Raw genomic sequence first — 15,397 nt, 5'->3', positions numbered from 1 at the left:
CCGCCGGCTCCACCGAGCCGGCGGCGGACGTGTAGTCCATCCGAAAGGGAGACCCCGTGGCACAGGACGTGCTTACCGACCTTAACAAGGTCCGCAATATCGGCATCATGGCCCACATCGATGCCGGCAAGACCACCACTACCGAGCGCATCCTGTTCTACACGGGTGTGAACCACAAGATCGGCGAGACGCACGACGGCGCCTCGACGACCGACTGGATGGAACAGGAAAAGGAACGCGGCATCACCATCACGTCTGCCGCCGTGACTTGCTTCTGGAACCAGAACCAGATCAACATCATCGACACCCCGGGCCACGTGGACTTCACGGTCGAGGTTGAGCGCTCCCTGCGCGTCCTCGACGGCGCAGTCGCAGTGTTCGACGGCAAGGAAGGCGTGGAGCCGCAGTCCGAGACTGTTTGGCGCCAGGCTGACAAGTACAACGTTCCGCGTATCTGCTTCGTCAACAAGATGGACAAGCTGGGTGCCGACTTCTACTTCACCGTAGACACCATCATTTCCCGCCTTGGTGCCAAGCCGCTGGTCATGCAGCTGCCGATCGGTGCCGAGAACGACTTCATCGGTGTGGTTGACCTCCTCGAAATGCGCGCCCTGGTTTGGCCTGGCGACGCAAAGGGTGACGTCACCATGGGCGCTTCCTACGAAGTGCAGGAAATCCCGGCGGACCTCCAGGCCAAGGCCGAGGAGTACCGTGCACAGCTCGTTGAGACTGTGGCCGAGGCTTCCGAAGAACTCATGGAGAAGTACCTCGAAGGTGAAGAACTCACCCTTGAGGAACTCAAGGCCGGCATCCGCAAGATGACCATCAACTCCGAGCTGTACCCCGTGTTCTGTGGCTCTGCCTTCAAGAACCGCGGTGTCCAGCCGATGCTTGACGCTGTTGTCGACTTCCTGCCGAACCCGCTCGACGTCCCGCCGATGATCGGTCACGATCCCCGCGACGAAGAGAAGGAACTCACCCGTAAGCCTTCTGCTGACGAGCCGTTCTCGGCCCTCGCCTTCAAGATTGCTGCGCACCCGTTCTTCGGTCAGCTGACCTTCGTCCGCGTGTACTCCGGTCACGTTGAGGCCGGCGCCCAGGTGGTCAACTCCACCAAGGGCAAGAAGGAACGTATCGGCAAGCTGTTCCAGATGCACGCCAACAAGGAAATGCCCGTTGAGGGCGCTACCGCCGGCCACATCTACGCAGCCATCGGTCTGAAGGACACCACCACGGGCGACACCCTGTGCGATGCCAACAACCAGATCGTCCTCGAGTCCATGAGCTTCCCGGAGCCCGTGATCTCGGTTGCCATCGAGCCCAACACCAAGGGTGACCAGGAGAAGCTCTCCACGGCCATCCAGAAGCTCTCCGCTGAGGACCCGACCTTCCAGGTCTCCCTCAACGAAGACACGGGCCAGACCATCATCGCCGGCATGGGCGAGCTCCACCTGGACATCCTGGTGGACCGCATGCGCCGCGAATTCAAGGTCGAGGCAAACGTCGGCAAGCCGCAGGTTGCTTACCGCGAAACCATCAAGCGCGCAGTAGAGCGTCATGACTACACGCACAAGAAGCAGACCGGTGGTTCGGGTCAGTTCGCAAAGATCCAGATTGCGATCGAACCGATGGACACCGCTTCGGGCGAGCTGTACGAGTTCGAGAACAAGGTCACTGGTGGCCGCGTTCCGCGCGAATATATCCCGTCTGTCGACGCCGGTATCCAGGATGCACTGAACGACGGCGTCCTGGCCGGTTACCCGGTTGTCGGCATCAAGGCCACGCTGATCGACGGCGCGTCCCACGATGTTGACTCCTCGGAAATGGCGTTCAAGATCGCCGGCCGTATGGCTTTCAAGGAAGCTGCACGCAAGGCGAACCCTGTTCTGCTTGAACCGCTGATGGATGTTGAGGTCCGCACACCTGAGGAATACATGGGTGATGTTATTGGTGACCTGAACGCCCGCCGTGGCCAGATGCAGTCCATGGAAGACGCAGCAGGTGTGAAGGTTATTCGTGCACACGTTCCGCTGTCCGGCATGTTCGGCTACATCGGTGACCTGCGGTCCAAGACCCAGGGTCGCGCTGTGTACTCCATGACGTTCAACAGCTACGCGGAGGTCCCGAAGGCAGTAGCCGACGAGATCATCCAGAAAACCCGCGGCGAGTAATCTCCCGGTAACGGATGCAATTCCGGTATCGGGAAGGCATCTAAGCGCATGAGGCGGGGCTGTGGCGAGAGCCGCAGCCCGGCCCCTGCGCAAACAGACTCGAGGAACTATCATTGGTTCCTGAATCTGCAATTTCATCAAAACCAAGCCCCCAAGTAGACTTGCTAAAGTTTCTGCCGCGAAAAGCGCGGCCGAGGAGCACTTCACTTGAAATCGTTCTAGGAGGAACCTGTGGCAAAGGCAAAGTTCGAGCGGACTAAGCCGCACGTCAACATCGGCACCATTGGTCACGTTGACCACGGTAAGACGACGCTGACTGCCGCCATTTCCAAGGTGCTGTACGACCAGTACCCGGATCTCAACGAGCAGCGCGACTTCGCGTCGATCGACTCCGCTCCGGAAGAGCGCCAGCGCGGTATTACCATCAACATCTCCCACGTGGAGTACCAGACCGAGAAGCGCCACTACGCACACGTAGACGCCCCGGGTCACGCTGACTACATCAAGAACATGATCACCGGTGCTGCCCAGATGGACGGCGCAATCCTCGTGGTTGCCGCAACCGATGGTCCGATGGCTCAGACCCGTGAGCACGTTCTGCTCGCCCGCCAGGTTGGTGTTCCCTACCTGCTGGTCGCACTGAACAAGTCCGACATGGTTGATGACGAAGAACTCCTCGACCTCGTCGAAATGGAAGTTCGTGAGCTCCTGAGCTCGCAGGGCTTCGATGGCGATGAGGCTCCGGTTGTTCGCGTTTCCGGCCTCAAGGCTCTGGAAGGCGACCCGGTTTGGGTCAAGTCCGTTCAGGACCTGATGGCAGCTGTCGACGAGTCCGTTCCGGACCCCGTACGTGACCGCGACAAGCCGTTCCTGATGCCGATCGAAGACGTCTTCACGATCACCGGTCGTGGCACCGTTGTTACGGGCCGCGCCGAGCGTGGAACCCTCGCCATCAACTCCGAGGTCGAGATCGTCGGCATCCGCCCGGTCCAGAAGACCACGGTTACCGGTATCGAGATGTTCCACAAGCAGCTCGACGAAGCATGGGCCGGCGAGAACTGTGGCCTCCTGCTCCGTGGTCTGAAGCGCGACGATGTCGAGCGTGGCCAGGTTGTCGTCAAGCCGGGTTCCATCACCCCGCACACCGACTTCGAGGCAAACGTCTACATCCTGTCCAAGGACGAAGGCGGACGTCACAACCCGTTCTACTCCAACTACCGCCCGCAGTTCTACTTCCGTACCACGGACGTAACCGGCGTTATCACCTTGCCGGAAGGCACGGAAATGGTTATGCCTGGCGACAACACTGAGATGACCGTTGCGCTCATCCAGCCGATCGCTATGGAAGAGGGCCTCGGCTTCGCTATCCGTGAAGGCGGCCGCACCGTTGGTTCGGGACGTGTCACCAAGATCATCAAGTAGTCATTGCTTGTAGGTCGGTGATTTCCCGGCATAGCCGGTAGATTGCTCGGAAGGACCCCATCGCTTCTGCGGTGGGGTTCTTCTTTGCTATCATTTATCTATCGAATGGATAAAAGCGCAACGCGGGGTCACTTATGGCCCTTTGGGAGACCCTTTATGGGCCATAAGTGACCCCGCGTTGCTTTGCTCTCTAGCTGGCTGATGCCCGACTGCCAGTAGCCCCGAGGAGTTGCCGTGAACGCCCTGCTGATTGTGATGCTGCTTGCCATAACTGCAGTTGTCAGTAACGCCCTGGGCCGTAGGCAGGGCCGCAAAACTCCGCCCAGGAACGCTGAAGGCTCTGCAACCCTGGATCCGCAGTCCTACCATGCGGGTTTCCTGGCGGGGCATATGGCTGGGTGGCGGGACGCGGAGGCCAAGCGGCAGGGGAGTGTCCCACCGCCGACGCAGCCGGCCCGCCCGACTCCCATGCGCCCGGCTCCCGTTCAGCCAACACCTGCACGGCCAGCCCCACTACCGCCGGCTCCGCTTCCGTCCGCTCCGCTTCCGTCCGCCCCGCTTCCGCCCGCCGCAGTCGGTATTCCCGTGCAGGGTCCACCCGTCACGCGGGAGTCACCGGCGGAGGTGGCAGCACGCAAGGCCAAGCGGGACCAGCAGAACATCAATATCACCCTCTACGTCGCCAGCCTCCTGCTGGTTGCCGCGGGGGCATTGTTCGTAGGGACCAGCCTCCCCGAGCTGTTGCGTTTCGTGGGGATCTGGTTCATCACGGCCCTGTTCTATGTGTCCGGACTGATCATTCATGCCAAGGTGCCGCGCTTGCGGGCCGCTGCTACGGCATTCGTAGGAACAGGACTCGCTCTTATTCCGGTCACCGGGCTGGCAATGTACAACTTTGCGCTCCACAGCGGGCCCGCCGCCTGGCTGGTCACGTCACTGTTGGGAACCGCTGTGTATGCCTACACGGCGGTAAAGCTGGACAACAAGGTCCTGGCCTTCCTGTCGCTCAGCTTCGTAGTTTCCACCGCGTGGTCTGGTGTCTCCGTCCTTGGCGGGGCGTTGGTCTGGTATTTCACGGCGCTGATCGGAGTTGCCATACTCCTCACGCTGGCAGCATTGCTGCGGCCACGCTGGATGCCACCTTTGTACGTCCGCCCGTTGATGATGCTGCACCCGTATGTGGTTCCACTGGTTGGGTTGGCCGTAACGCTGACTCCGCACCTTCTGGCAAAGGGGGAGTACGCGCTGGTCATGCTGATGTGCGGCAGCTACTTCGCCGTCATGGGTGCCATCCCGCGGGCGCGCTATAGGGTCCAGCATGTCTATGCTGCGCGGCTTGCCTTAACGCTGGCTCTCACGGGCCTGGTTTGGGATATCTCTTCCGATATCAGCACAGTGCTCTTTGCCGTGGTTATCTGCCTGGGTGTCCAGGCCATGGGGATGGCCTTCGCCGGTGCGAGGTTAGCTCCCCGCCTCTGGTGGAACGATGCTTTGTCATGCTTGGCTCTGCAGTTGCTTTCCTCAGCCGTCCTGACGGTTGTGCTGGGGTTGGGCACATTTGACGTGCCTGTCCACCTTCCGTTGGCAGTGACCATGCTGAGTGCGATGGTGTTGGGCTGCAAGCTGCGCCGCGGTGCGGAGTTTGCCCCTGCGGCTGTCCTTGGAGCGGCCTTGGCGCTCAGTGGATTGCTGGGTGCCTGGCCTGTCACGGTGCTCGTGGGCTCTGCTGGGGTGTTCTGGTTCTTGCTGGCGATGGTCAGGACGGACTATCGCCGGCAGCTTGTCCTTGTCGGACGGATCGCCCTGACGATCGCTGCTCCGGCCGCCGTGGCTGCCTTGTTCGAAGGCAGCCCGGACAGGGTGGCCTTCTCAGTGGTGGCGTTCGTGGCCGCGGCAGCGGTGCAGCAGTTGGTGAATGCGGTGCTGGCACGCAGCGGAACCCAGGTTCTGGCGCCGCAGTCTTCCGTTGCGGGGTTCGGCGCAGCTGCAATGGCGGGACTTCTCATGCTGCCGGTATTTGATGACACCCCAGGCCGCACCCTCGTCGCGATCGCGCTGCTGTGGGTCCTGGGTGCGGGGGTGGCATCGGGGATGTTGTTGTACCGCGGTGCCCGCACTGTGCAACCCGGACCGATTCCATGGACCCTGTCCGTGGGCGAAATCCTGGCTCCGTCGACTGCCTTGCTGACGGGAACCCTGGCGGTGGCGACCGTTTCGGTGGGCTTGGGAAACCTGGTTCTTGTGGTTGCCGTCGCCTACTTCTGCGCAACTGCCCTGAGGCTTGCCCATTCCTTCCGACGGCAGCTGTATTGGTGGGTGGCTCGCGCGGCAGGCACACTCCTGGCGGCATCAGCCTATGCCGATGCAACAGAGCATGGTTGGCGTGTCCTTCTGGCGGGCGAGCTGCCGACGGTCCCCTTGGTGCTTGTGTTTGCAGCTGCCTTGCAATTGGCGCTGCCCTTGCGCGGATCCAGCCGGCGCCGGTTCCCGGCGGAGTCGATGATCGACGCCGCCGCGGTGCTGGGAGTGATGGCCGCTGCCACGATTGTCCTCACAACGGGCGGCAGGGCGGTTCACCCTTTCCTGCACAACAGCTGGCAACCCGGCCTTGCCGCAGCGGCGACCGCCCTTGCCGCGATTCTGTGCGGTGTGGTCCTGCGCCGCCATCCTGGCGCGTGGCTCTTCGCCCCAATAGCATGCACGCTTCTTCTTCTCCTTCGGATCGGTAATGTCCGGGACGTCGAAGTTCTGTTGGGCATCTTCGCCGCTTATGGCGCTTTCATGGCATGGACGGTTCGGGACCGGGTTCTTCGCGGCGGGTACCTGATCGGGGCCCGCGTACTGCTCACGGCTTTCACGGGATTGGTGGTCTTCGACTCCTCGGATTCAACGACCGCCGCGACCATCGCCTTGGCTGTGGTCCTGTTGGTGCAGCACGGAGTGACGTTGCTCCTGCGCTCGTTCAGCGTGGACATCGCTTTCCAGGGTGGCACCTTCGTGGCAACGTTGGGTGCCCAACTCCTCCTGCCGCTGGCCTACTTGGCCGTCGGGGATTACGACGGCGGTGGCCGTTGGGTGGTCCTGCTCGGCTTGGTCATCGTCCCGGCGTGTGCTGCTGTGGCTTCGCGTTTGTTGGGTGCGAGGGGTTTGCCCGGGATTCTCTGCGCATACCTTGGGGTCGTTGCGGTCATCGGGGGAGTGCTGGCAGCAGGTCCGGCGCTGCGCTTCCCGCCGGCCACCTGGCTCTATCAGCCCCTATTGGACAAGTCCCAGGTTCCCGTAGTTTTGCTGGGACTGGCTCTGGTGCTTGTTGTCGGCCGGGCCATGATCGCATCCCGACCGGATGGGACTGCAGGGCTGGACATTCTCACGCGCTGGTTCTGGTTCGTTTCCTCGCTGGCCATGGTGGTCACCGGCGGACTGTTGGCCCTGGCTGTTTCCCCCGGACTCAGCGGTTTGTCGGCCCTTGTTCTTGCCCTTGTCCTGTTTGCGGCCTCGCACCTGGAACGCGTGCCTGCCCTGTATGCAGCGGCGGCTCCGTCCGTGCTGCTTGGTGCGGTACCCGCCGTCGGGGGTTTGCTGGAGGGCCTGCCGCCCGGCGTCTGGACGGCCTATGCCCCTTGGCTTGTGGGTGCCGCGGGTTCCGCTGTGCTCCTTTACGCCGTGAAGGTGTTTGGTGGCCCGGCCATCAGAGGCGAACTCTGGCGGCAGTGGGCCCTGGCTGCCACGGCGGCTGTGGCTCTCGCGTTGTCGGCCGTCGTCGGAATGGGGCGTGACGAAACATCCTTGGCCGCTTTCGGGCTCGTGTCCGCGCTGGGGGTGCTGGTGGTGGCTGAGGTTCCACGGGGCAAATGGCTTGCCGGCGAAGTGGCGGCGTTGGCCTCCGTTGCCGCACTGCAACGGGCGGTCCTGTTCGTGGACGGGGCCAGGCCGGACTGGTTCTGGACAACGCAGTGGTACGTGGCAGCAGCTGCTGTTATGGCAGGGCTGCGCTACATCAAGGTTCAACGCAGGGACGGCCTGTGGCGGCTATGCCTGGGAGCAGGGATCCTGTCGTTGACATCGCTCGCGACCATCTTTGGCGGTACAACGGCGCAGCAACTGTATGTTCTGGTGGCCCACGTGCTGCTGCTTGCGGCGGGTCTTGTCGTAGCCGATCGCCTGCCAGTGGTTTGGGGTGCCGTCGGCGTGGTGCTGAGCATCATGTGGGCCCTGCGCAGCTACGCCTTCGCGATGCTGGCGCTGGTTGCGGTGGCACTTATCGTCCTCGCCGTCTGGCGCTTAAACCGCAAGCCGCCCGGTCCCGCAGACCCGTCCGGTAGTGGGGGATCGGACCACCCTGCGGCCTCGCAGGGCTACGGCGGCATCCGATAGGCTGGCAGTTCAAGGAGAGGAGCGCGGCATGGAATTCCTGATTTTCCTGGCAGTCATAGCTGGTGTTGGTGGTGCGGTGCTGTGGGGACGCAAGAACTTCCGGCAAGAGATCGACAGGGCCAAGCGCATCCGCCGGGCGAACAAGAACCAGTAGCTTCCTGCGTCAGCCAGACGATCCGGCCAACCGGAGCAGCAATTTAACCTGCCTGCGCTACATTCCGTGTCGTCGTGCATGGGCCAAAGCGCGGAACCAGTAGAACGATTCCTTCGGGGTCCGCTCCAACGTCTCGAAGTCCACGTGGACCAGGCCGAACCGCTGCGAGTACCCCGCGGCCCACTCAAAGTTGTCCAGCAGGGTCCAGACGTAGTAGCCGCGCAGATCCACCCCTTCCGCCACGCCGCCCGGGCCGGCTGCCGTGACGGCGTGCCCCAAGTGCTCAGCCAGATAGGTGATGCGGTTGGTGTCCTGGATCGCCCCGTCCACGTGGGCCGGTTCCGGAAAGCTGGCGCCTCCCTCCGTAATGTAGACAGGCGGCAGGGCAGAGCCATACCGCTCATTCATTTCCTGGAGCACCATGGCGAGCTGCTCAGGTGCCTCCGGCCAACCAAAGCCAGTGGTTTCGTACTCCTGGTATGCAGCCAAGTGGAACGGGACATTGCCCATCTCTTCGGCCTGCCCCGTCGGTATCTCGGCAGGCCCCCGGCCGGAAGCCACTTTGATGGGGTAGTAGTAGTTCAGCCCATAGAAATCCAGGGGCTGGCTGATGGTCTCAAGATCGCCGTCGAGTACCGGACCCAGGGAGCGGAACCAGGGCCACAGGGGCAGTGACGGCTTGGGGTACTGGCCCAAGAGGACTGCATCGGCGTAGATGCGGTTCAGTATCATGTCCAGTGCCTCGGCCATCAGTCGGTCCGACAGGCGGCTGCTCGCCGGCCGCACCGGGGAGTGCATGTTGGACAGCCCGATCTGTCCTTTGGCACCTTCTGCCCTGAGGGCCTGGACGGCCAGCCCATGGCCCAACAACTGGTGATGTGCGGCAGGGAGGCAGTCGAACAGGAGTTGGCGGCCCGGGGCGTGGGCCCCAAGTGCGTAGCCTTGCAGCGTCACTGAAACGGGTTCGTTCACCGTGACCCAGTGCTCGACGCGGTCCCCGAAGTGACGGGCGGCGATCGCGGCATAGTCTGCGAGCCGCTGGGAGGTGTCCCGGTTCATCCAGCCGCCCGCATGCTCAAGGGGGAGCGGGGTATCCCAGTGGTAAAGAGTGACCATGGGGGAGATGCCCGCCGCCAGGAGCTTGTCCAGCAGGCGGTCGTAGAAGTCCAGGCCTCGCTGGTTGACGGCACCTTGGCCATCCGGCTGGATCCGTGGCCACGAAAGCGAGAGGCGGTAGGAGTCCACCCCCAGCTCCTGCATCAGGGCGATGTCCTCATCGGCGCGGTTGTAGTGGTCGCACGCGACCGCGGGGGAGCCGCCGTAGACTATTGCTCCTGGCTTTTCCGCGAACGCATCCCAACCGGAGGGGCCGCGGCCGTCGGCCGTGAGGGAACCTTCGATCTGGAAGGCGGCCGCTGCGACGCCCAGCGTGAAACCCGGCCGCAAGCGTGCAGCGAGATCTTCCACTGAGCCTGAATCCCGGACGGACATGCCACCATCATCCCCACTTGGCGGGGGCCGGGCAATGGACATTCCGGGCCCGATTGGCCTTTGCTCCGGATTTCCGCCATACTGGATGAGTTGTTCAAGCGCTTCTTCGTGTCCCGATCCGGATAATGCCGGGTGTCAGGGTCCAGGTTGAAGCCCAAACATAACCCTGAACCCCATGGAATGCGGTCGAGTCTGCGTGGAAATCGCGACACGCCCGACCGCGGGGGTCGGTGCGCCGGCAGGTTGAGGAACCCGGAATTTCCGGATTCAGCTTGTGCGGCGTGTGGTGGTAATACCTCAAACGCCTCGGCGGCCACATCAACAGGTAAGTAAACAGAGCAGCCCTAACTAGAGCAGCACTAGCTGAAAGAGAGTCAGGCGACATGGCGGGACAAAAAATCCGCATCCGGCTGAAGTCATATGACCACGAGGTCATTGATGTTTCAGCGCGGAAGATCGTTGAGACGGTCACGCGCGCAGGCGCAACGGTAGTCGGCCCGGTGCCGCTGCCCACGGAGAAGAACGTTTACTGCGTTATTCGCTCTCCTCACAAGTACAAGGACAGCCGTGAGCACTTCGAAATGCGTACTCACAAGCGTCTGATCGACATCATCGACCCCACGCCGAAGGCCGTTGACTCGCTTATGCGTCTCGACCTGCCTGCAGACGTGAACATCGAAATCAAGCTCTAGGGAGGTGCTGAGAGACTATGACCGCAACCCGTAACGTAAAGGGCCTGCTGGGCACGAAGCTCGGCATGACCCAGGTCTGGGACGAGAACAACAAGCTCATCCCGGTAACTGTCGTCCAGGCTGACTCCAACGTCATCACGCAGCTGCGCAACGCAGACGTCGATGGCTATGTCGCCGTCCAGATCGGCTACGGCCAGATCGACCCCCGCAAGGTCACCAAGCCGCTGGCTGGTCACTTTGAAAAGGCTGGCGTTACCCCTCGCCGCCACGTCGTCGAACTGCGTACCGCAGACGCCGCATCCTACGAGCTGGGCCAGGAGCTCTCTGTTGAGATCTTCGAAGCCGGCCAGAAGATCGACGTCGTCGGCACCTCCAAGGGTAAGGGCTTCGCCGGTGTTATGAAGCGTCACGGCTTCTCCGGTGTTGGCGCCTCCCACGGTGCCCACAAGAACCACCGTAAGCCTGGCTCCATCGGTGGCGCATCCACCCCGAGCCGCGTCTTCAAGGGCCTGAAAATGGCCGGCCGCATGGGCGCCGAGCGTCACACCACGCTGAACCTCACGGTTCACGCTGTTGACGTTGAGAAGTCGCTGCTCCTTATCAAGGGTGCCGTCCCCGGCGCCCGCGGCCAGGTCGTACTCGTACGTTCCGCCGTGAAGGGAGCCTAGTTCAATGACTAGCACTGTCAAGGTAGACCTGCCTGCAGAGATCTTCGACGTCCAGACCAACGTGCCGCTGCTGCACCAGGTCGTCGTCGCACAGCTCGCTGCTGCACGCCAGGGTACCCACAAGACGAAGACCCGCGCTGAGGTTTCCGGTGCAGGTCGCAAGCCGTTCAAGCAGAAGGGCACCGGCCGCGCCCGTCAGGGTTCCATCCGTGCTCCTCACATGACCGGCGGTGGCATCGTCCACGGTCCCACCCCGCGCGACTACACCCAGCGCACCCCCAAGAAGATGAAGGCTGCTGCTCTCCGCGGTGCCCTCTCTGACCGCGCCCGCAACGGCCGCATCCACGTCATCGCTGAACTGGTCGCCGGCACCAAGCCGTCCGCCAAGGACGCACTGGCTTCGCTGCGCTCCGTCACCGAGCGCAAGAACCTGCTCGTCGTTATCGAGCGCGCCAACGATGTTGCTGCACTGTCCGTGCGCAACCTCCAGGATGTTCACGTTCTGTACGCAGACCAGCTGAACACCTACGACGTGCTCATCTCCGACGACGTGGTCTTCACCAAGGCTGCTTTCGAGGCGTTCGTCGCTGACAAGGCAAAGAACGAGGAGGCCTCCAAGTGAGCGTAACCACCATCAAGGATCCGCGCGACGTCGTGCTTGCACCTGTCGTTTCGGAAAAGAGCTACGGTCTGATCGACGAAGGCAAGTACACCTTCCTGGTGGACCCTCGCTCGAACAAGACCGAGATCAAGCTGGCCGTTGAGAAGATCTTCTCGGTCAAAGTTGACTCGATCAACACCATCAACCGTGCCGGTAAGCGCAAGCGCACCAAATTCGGCTGGGGACAGCGCAAGAGCACCAAGCGTGCGATTGTCACCCTCAAAGAAGGCACAATCGACATCTTCGGCGGTCCGCTCGCGTAGCGGAGACCACTTTAACGAGGAAATAAATTATGGGAATCCGTAAATACAAGCCGACTACCCCGGGCCGCCGTGGCTCGAGCGTAGCCGACTTTGCTGAAATCACGCGATCGACTCCGGAAAAGTCGTTGCTGCGTCCGCTGCACAAGACCGGCGGCCGTAACAACACCGGTAAGATCACCACCCGTCACAAGGGTGGTGGGCACAAGCGCCAGTACCGTCTGATCGACTTCCGTCGTCACGACAAGGACGGCATCAACGCCCGCGTAGCCGAAATTGAGTACGATCCGAACCGTACGGCACGTATCGCTCTCCTGCACTACGTTGATGGCACCAAGCGTTACATCATCGCCCCCAACAAGCTGTCCCAGGGTGACTTCGTCGAGGCTGGCCCCGACGCTGACATCAAGCCGGGCAACAACCTGCCGCTGCGCAACATCCCGGTTGGTACCGTGATCCACGCAGTTGAACTGCGTCCGGGTGGCGGCGCCAAGATGGCCCGTTCCGCAGGTGCTTCGGTACAGCTCGTCGCAAAGGAAGGCCGTTTCGCCCAGCTGCGTCTGCCCTCCGGTGAAATCCGCAACGTTGACGTGCGCTGCCGCGCAACCGTCGGCGAGGTCGGCAACGCCGAGCAGTCGAACATCAACTGGGGCAAGGCCGGCCGTATGCGCTGGAAGGGCGTTCGCCCGACCGTCCGTGGTGTAGCCATGAACCCGGTTGACCACCCGCACGGTGGTGGTGAAGGTAAGACTTCCGGTGGACGTCACCCGGTTAACCCGAACGGCAAGCCCGAGGGCCGTACCCGCCGTCCGAACAAAGAGAGCGACAAGCTTATTGTTCGTCGCCGCCGTACTGGCAAGAACAAGCGATAGGAGCCTGGACACATGCCACGCAGCCTGAAAAAAGGTCCTTTCGTTGACCAGCACCTCTTTGTGAAGGTCGCACGGGAAAACGATAAGGGCACCAAGAACGTCATCAAGACCTGGTCCCGTCGTTCGATGATCATCCCCGACATGCTCGGGCACACGATCGCCGTACACGACGGACGCAAGCACATCCCGGTGTTTGTCACTGAGTCGATGGTCGGGCACAAGCTCGGCGAATTCGCTCCCACGCGGACATTCCGCGGCCATGTTAAGGACGACCGTAAGGGCAAGCGCCGCTAAGGCGCCTGACTTTACGTCTTAGACGAGAGAAGGAAAGCAATGGAAGCCAAGGCTATTGCGCGTCACATCCGCGTAACGCCTATGAAGGCCCGGCGCGTCGTCAACCTTGTTCGTGGCAAGCAAGCGAATGAGGCTCTGGCAATTCTGAAGTTTGCCCCGCAGGCAGCTTCGGAGCCGGTATTCAAGGTACTTCAGTCGGCAATGGCCAACGCACGTGTCCTCGCGGACCGTGACGGCGTTGCATTCGACGACAGCGACCTGTTCATCAGCGAAGCATTCGTTGACGAAGGCCCGACCATGAAGCGGTTCCAGCCGCGTGCCCAGGGCCGCGCCTACCGCATCAGGAAGCGGACCAGCCACATCACTTTGGTCGTGGCAACCCCGGAGAAAGAGGAGGCTCGCTAAGTGGGACAGAAAGTAAACCCGCACGGGTTCCGACTCGGCATCACCACCGACCACGTTTCGCACTGGTTCGCTGACAGCACCAAGCCCGGACAGCGCTACAAGGACTTCGTCCGCGAGGACATCAAGATCCGCCAGCTCATGTCCACGGGCATGGAGCGCGCCGGCATCGCCAAGGTCGAGATCGAGCGCACCCGTGACCGTGTCCGCGTGGACATCCACACGGCACGCCCGGGTATCGTTATCGGCCGCCGCGGCGCCGAAGCAGACCGCATCCGCGGCGAGCTCGAAAAGCTCACCGGCAAGCAGGTCCAGCTGAACATCCTCGAGGTCAAGAACCCCGAGATGGAAGCACAGCTTGTTGCCCAGGGCATCGCTGAGCAGCTGACTTCCCGCGTGGCTTTCCGCCGTGCGATGAAGAAGGCAATGCAGTCCGCACAGCGCGCAGGTGCCAAGGGCATCCGTGTTGCTTGCTCGGGCCGTCTGGGTGGCGCAGAAATGTCCCGCTCGGAGTTCTACCGCGAAGGCCGTGTGCCCCTGCACACCCTCCGCGCGAACATCGACTACGGCTTCTACGAAGCCAAGACCACCTTCGGCCGCATCGGTGTGAAGGTCTGGATCTACAAGGGTGACGTAACCGCCAAGGAACTGGCCCAGCAGGCAGCTGCTGCTCCGTCCCGTGGCCGTGCAGGAGACCGTCCGGGCCGCCCGGGTGGCGACCGCCGTCGTCGTAACGACCGTCCGGCAGCTGAGGCAGCACCTGCTGCCGTTGAAGCACCGGCCGCTGAAGCTGCTGCTCCGGCAGCAGAAGGAGGACAGGCTTAAATGCTTATCCCACGTCGAGTCAAGCACCGTAAGCAGCACCACCCGGGTCGTTCCGGCGCTGCTACGGGCGGCACCAAGGTCAGCTTCGGTGAGTTCGGTATCCAGGCCCTGAGCCCGGCATACGTTACGAACCGTCAGATCGAGTCCGCTCGTATCGCGATGACCCGCCACATCAAGCGTGGCGGTAAGGTCTGGATCAACATCTACCCGGACCGTCCGCTGACGAAGAAGCCTGCTGAAACCCGTATGGGTTCCGGTAAGGGTTCTCCGGAATGGTGGGTCGCAAACGTCAAGCCGGGCCGGGTTCTCTTCGAACTCTCCGGTGTCAATGAAGAGGTAGCTCGCGAGGCCCTGCGCCTGGCAATCCACAAGCTGCCGTTGAAGGCACGCATTGTGCGTCGCGAAGGTGGTGAATAGAAATGGCAGTAGGGTCGAAGGATCTCGCACCCGCACAGCTGGACGGTTTCGACAACGAGCGTCTCGTTGAAGAACTCCGCAAGTCCAAGGAAGAGCTGTTCAACCTGCGTTTCCAGTCCGCCACCGGACAGCTGGAGAACCACGGTCGCCTGCGCGCGGTAAAGAAGGACATCGCACGCATCTACACCGTTCTCCGTGAGCGCGAGCTGGGCATTCGTGCCGAGGTTGCCGCACCGGTTGTGGAAGCCAAGGAAGAAAAGAAGTCCAAGAAGGCTGCCAAGGCTGAAAAGGCCGAGGTTGAAGCTGGAGAGGACGCCAAGTGAGCGAGAAGGAAAACGTGACGGAAGCAGCAGCCAGCGCTGAACAGCGCGGTTACCGTAAGACGCGTCGCGGCTACGTTGTCTCCGACAAGATGGAAAAGACCATCGTTGTCGAGGTTGAAGACCGCGTGAAGCACGCTCTGTACGGCAAGGTTATTCGCCGCACCTCGAAGATCAAGGCTCACGACGAGCAGAACACCGCCGGCATCGGCGACCTCGTTCTGATCGCCGAGACCCGCCCGCTGTCCGCTACCAAGCGGTTCCGCCTGGTGGAGATCCTCGAAAAGGCCAAGTAAATCCGACGCCGGGCCCGCCCGGCATGGATTCACTGGAAAGGTCCGCATTCCCTACGGAATGCGGGCCGTTCCGCGGTC

At 62.2% G+C, this 15,397-nt stretch carries 16 protein-coding genes; 15 read left to right on the top strand and 1 reads right to left on the bottom strand.

Features of this window, described 5'->3' with window-relative positions; all coding sequences use genetic code 11:
* Nucleotides 1–56 precede the first annotated feature (56 nt).
* The 4 genes from fusA to PQ627_RS13105 all read left to right on the top strand — a co-directional run bounded on the left by fusA (nt 57) and on the right by PQ627_RS13105 (nt 8,121).
* The gene (gene fusA / locus PQ627_RS13120; protein ID WP_144659413.1) at nt 57–2,171 is read left to right on the top strand and encodes an elongation factor G; all 2,115 of its coding nucleotides are present in this window, start codon (nt 57–59) and stop codon (nt 2,169–2,171) included.
* Between the two features lie 231 nt (nt 2,172–2,402).
* Nucleotides 2,403–3,593, top strand: coding sequence for an elongation factor Tu (gene tuf / locus PQ627_RS13115; protein WP_144659414.1), 1,191 nt, complete (start codon nt 2,403–2,405; stop codon nt 3,591–3,593).
* A 585-nt stretch (nt 3,594–4,178) separates the two neighbouring features.
* Nucleotides 4,179–7,967 carry a hypothetical protein gene (locus PQ627_RS13110; RefSeq protein ID WP_274261692.1) on the top strand — a complete coding sequence of 1,263 codons (3,789 nt, stop codon included), beginning with the start codon at nt 4,179–4,181 and terminating at the stop codon, nt 7,965–7,967.
* A gap of 28 nt (nt 7,968–7,995) precedes the next feature.
* Complete coding sequence (locus PQ627_RS13105; protein ID WP_260842332.1) at nt 7,996–8,121, top strand: hypothetical protein; 126 nt, start codon at nt 7,996–7,998, stop codon at nt 8,119–8,121.
* Between the two features lie 57 nt (nt 8,122–8,178).
* Here the strand turns inward: PQ627_RS13105 and PQ627_RS13100 are convergent, their stop codons facing one another.
* Nucleotides 8,179–9,612 (bottom strand): GH1 family beta-glucosidase, encoded by a 1,434-nt coding sequence (locus tag PQ627_RS13100; RefSeq protein WP_274261690.1) that lies wholly within the window; start codon nt 9,610–9,612, stop codon nt 8,179–8,181.
* Nucleotides 9,613–9,995: 383 nt separating this feature from the next.
* Here PQ627_RS13100 and rpsJ point away from each other — a divergent pair, with 383 nt between their 5' ends.
* From rpsJ to rpsQ, 11 genes are read left to right on the top strand one after another with little or no spacing between them, the layout of a single operon-like run.
* On the top strand, nt 9,996–10,304 hold the full coding sequence (rpsJ, locus tag PQ627_RS13095) for a 30S ribosomal protein S10 (RefSeq protein WP_003803825.1): 309 nt from the start codon (nt 9,996–9,998) through the stop codon (nt 10,302–10,304).
* A gap of 17 nt (nt 10,305–10,321) precedes the next feature.
* Nucleotides 10,322–10,972 (top strand): 50S ribosomal protein L3, encoded by a 651-nt coding sequence (gene rplC, locus PQ627_RS13090; protein WP_144659417.1) that lies wholly within the window; start codon nt 10,322–10,324, stop codon nt 10,970–10,972.
* Between the two features lie 4 nt (nt 10,973–10,976).
* Nucleotides 10,977–11,594: a 50S ribosomal protein L4 gene (gene rplD / locus PQ627_RS13085; protein ID WP_144659418.1), complete on the top strand. Its 618-nt coding sequence runs from the start codon at nt 10,977–10,979 to the stop codon at nt 11,592–11,594.
* Nucleotides 11,591–11,896: a 50S ribosomal protein L23 gene (gene rplW / locus PQ627_RS13080; RefSeq protein ID WP_011775593.1), complete on the top strand. Its 306-nt coding sequence runs from the start codon at nt 11,591–11,593 to the stop codon at nt 11,894–11,896. Before rplD ends, rplW begins: the two co-directional genes overlap by 4 nt.
* A 29-nt stretch (nt 11,897–11,925) precedes the next feature.
* Nucleotides 11,926–12,765, top strand: a complete 840-nt coding sequence (gene rplB / locus PQ627_RS13075; protein WP_021472409.1) for a 50S ribosomal protein L2 — start codon at nt 11,926–11,928, stop codon at nt 12,763–12,765.
* A 12-nt stretch (nt 12,766–12,777) separates the two neighbouring features.
* On the top strand, nt 12,778–13,059 hold the full coding sequence (gene rpsS / locus PQ627_RS13070; protein ID WP_011775591.1) for a 30S ribosomal protein S19: 282 nt from the start codon (nt 12,778–12,780) through the stop codon (nt 13,057–13,059).
* 39 nt (nt 13,060–13,098) lie between these two features.
* Nucleotides 13,099–13,464 (top strand): 50S ribosomal protein L22, encoded by a 366-nt coding sequence (gene rplV, locus PQ627_RS13065; RefSeq protein ID WP_018776683.1) that lies wholly within the window; start codon nt 13,099–13,101, stop codon nt 13,462–13,464.
* Nucleotides 13,465–14,286: a 30S ribosomal protein S3 gene (gene rpsC, locus PQ627_RS13060; RefSeq protein ID WP_011775589.1), complete on the top strand. Its 822-nt coding sequence runs from the start codon at nt 13,465–13,467 to the stop codon at nt 14,284–14,286.
* Nucleotides 14,287–14,703, top strand: coding sequence for a 50S ribosomal protein L16 (gene rplP / locus PQ627_RS13055; RefSeq protein WP_076801229.1), 417 nt, complete (start codon nt 14,287–14,289; stop codon nt 14,701–14,703).
* A gap of 2 nt (nt 14,704–14,705) precedes the next feature.
* Entirely contained in the window at nt 14,706–15,026 is a 321-nt protein-coding gene (gene rpmC / locus PQ627_RS13050) for a 50S ribosomal protein L29 (RefSeq protein WP_014922387.1), read from the top strand.
* The gene (rpsQ, locus tag PQ627_RS13045; protein ID WP_144659419.1) at nt 15,023–15,319 is read left to right on the top strand and encodes a 30S ribosomal protein S17; all 297 of its coding nucleotides are present in this window, start codon (nt 15,023–15,025) and stop codon (nt 15,317–15,319) included. The genes rpmC and rpsQ overlap by 4 nt, the downstream gene beginning before the upstream one ends.
* The last annotated feature ends 78 nt before the right edge of the window (nt 15,320–15,397 follow it).

The sequence above is a fragment of the Paenarthrobacter sp. AB444 genome (assembly GCF_028736865.1).
GTDB classification, from domain to species: Bacteria; Actinomycetota; Actinomycetes; order Actinomycetales; family Micrococcaceae; genus Arthrobacter; species Arthrobacter nicotinovorans_B.
The sequence above is the reverse complement of the archived record's forward strand: the minus strand, read 5'-3'. Positions and strand labels throughout refer to the sequence as shown.

Coding starts and splice junctions, on each gene's coding strand:
- PQ627_RS13105 (WP_260842332.1), top strand. CDS start 7,996: ATGGAATTCCTGATTTTCCTGGCAGTCATAGCTGGTGTTGGTGGTGCG.
- rplC (WP_144659417.1), top strand. CDS start 10,322: ATGACCGCAACCCGTAACGTAAAGGGCCTGCTGGGCACGAAGCTCGGC.
- rplD (WP_144659418.1), top strand. CDS start 10,977: ATGACTAGCACTGTCAAGGTAGACCTGCCTGCAGAGATCTTCGACGTC.
- rpsS (WP_011775591.1), top strand. CDS start 12,778: ATGCCACGCAGCCTGAAAAAAGGTCCTTTCGTTGACCAGCACCTCTTT.
- rplV (WP_018776683.1), top strand. CDS start 13,099: ATGGAAGCCAAGGCTATTGCGCGTCACATCCGCGTAACGCCTATGAAG.
- rpmC (WP_014922387.1), top strand. CDS start 14,706: ATGGCAGTAGGGTCGAAGGATCTCGCACCCGCACAGCTGGACGGTTTC.
- rplP (WP_076801229.1), top strand. CDS start 14,287: ATGCTTATCCCACGTCGAGTCAAGCACCGTAAGCAGCACCACCCGGGT.
- PQ627_RS13100 (WP_274261690.1), bottom strand. CDS start 9,612: ATGTCCGTCCGGGATTCAGGCTCAGTGGAAGATCTCGCTGCACGCTTG.
- rplB (WP_021472409.1), top strand. CDS start 11,926: ATGGGAATCCGTAAATACAAGCCGACTACCCCGGGCCGCCGTGGCTCG.
- rpsJ (WP_003803825.1), top strand. CDS start 9,996: ATGGCGGGACAAAAAATCCGCATCCGGCTGAAGTCATATGACCACGAG.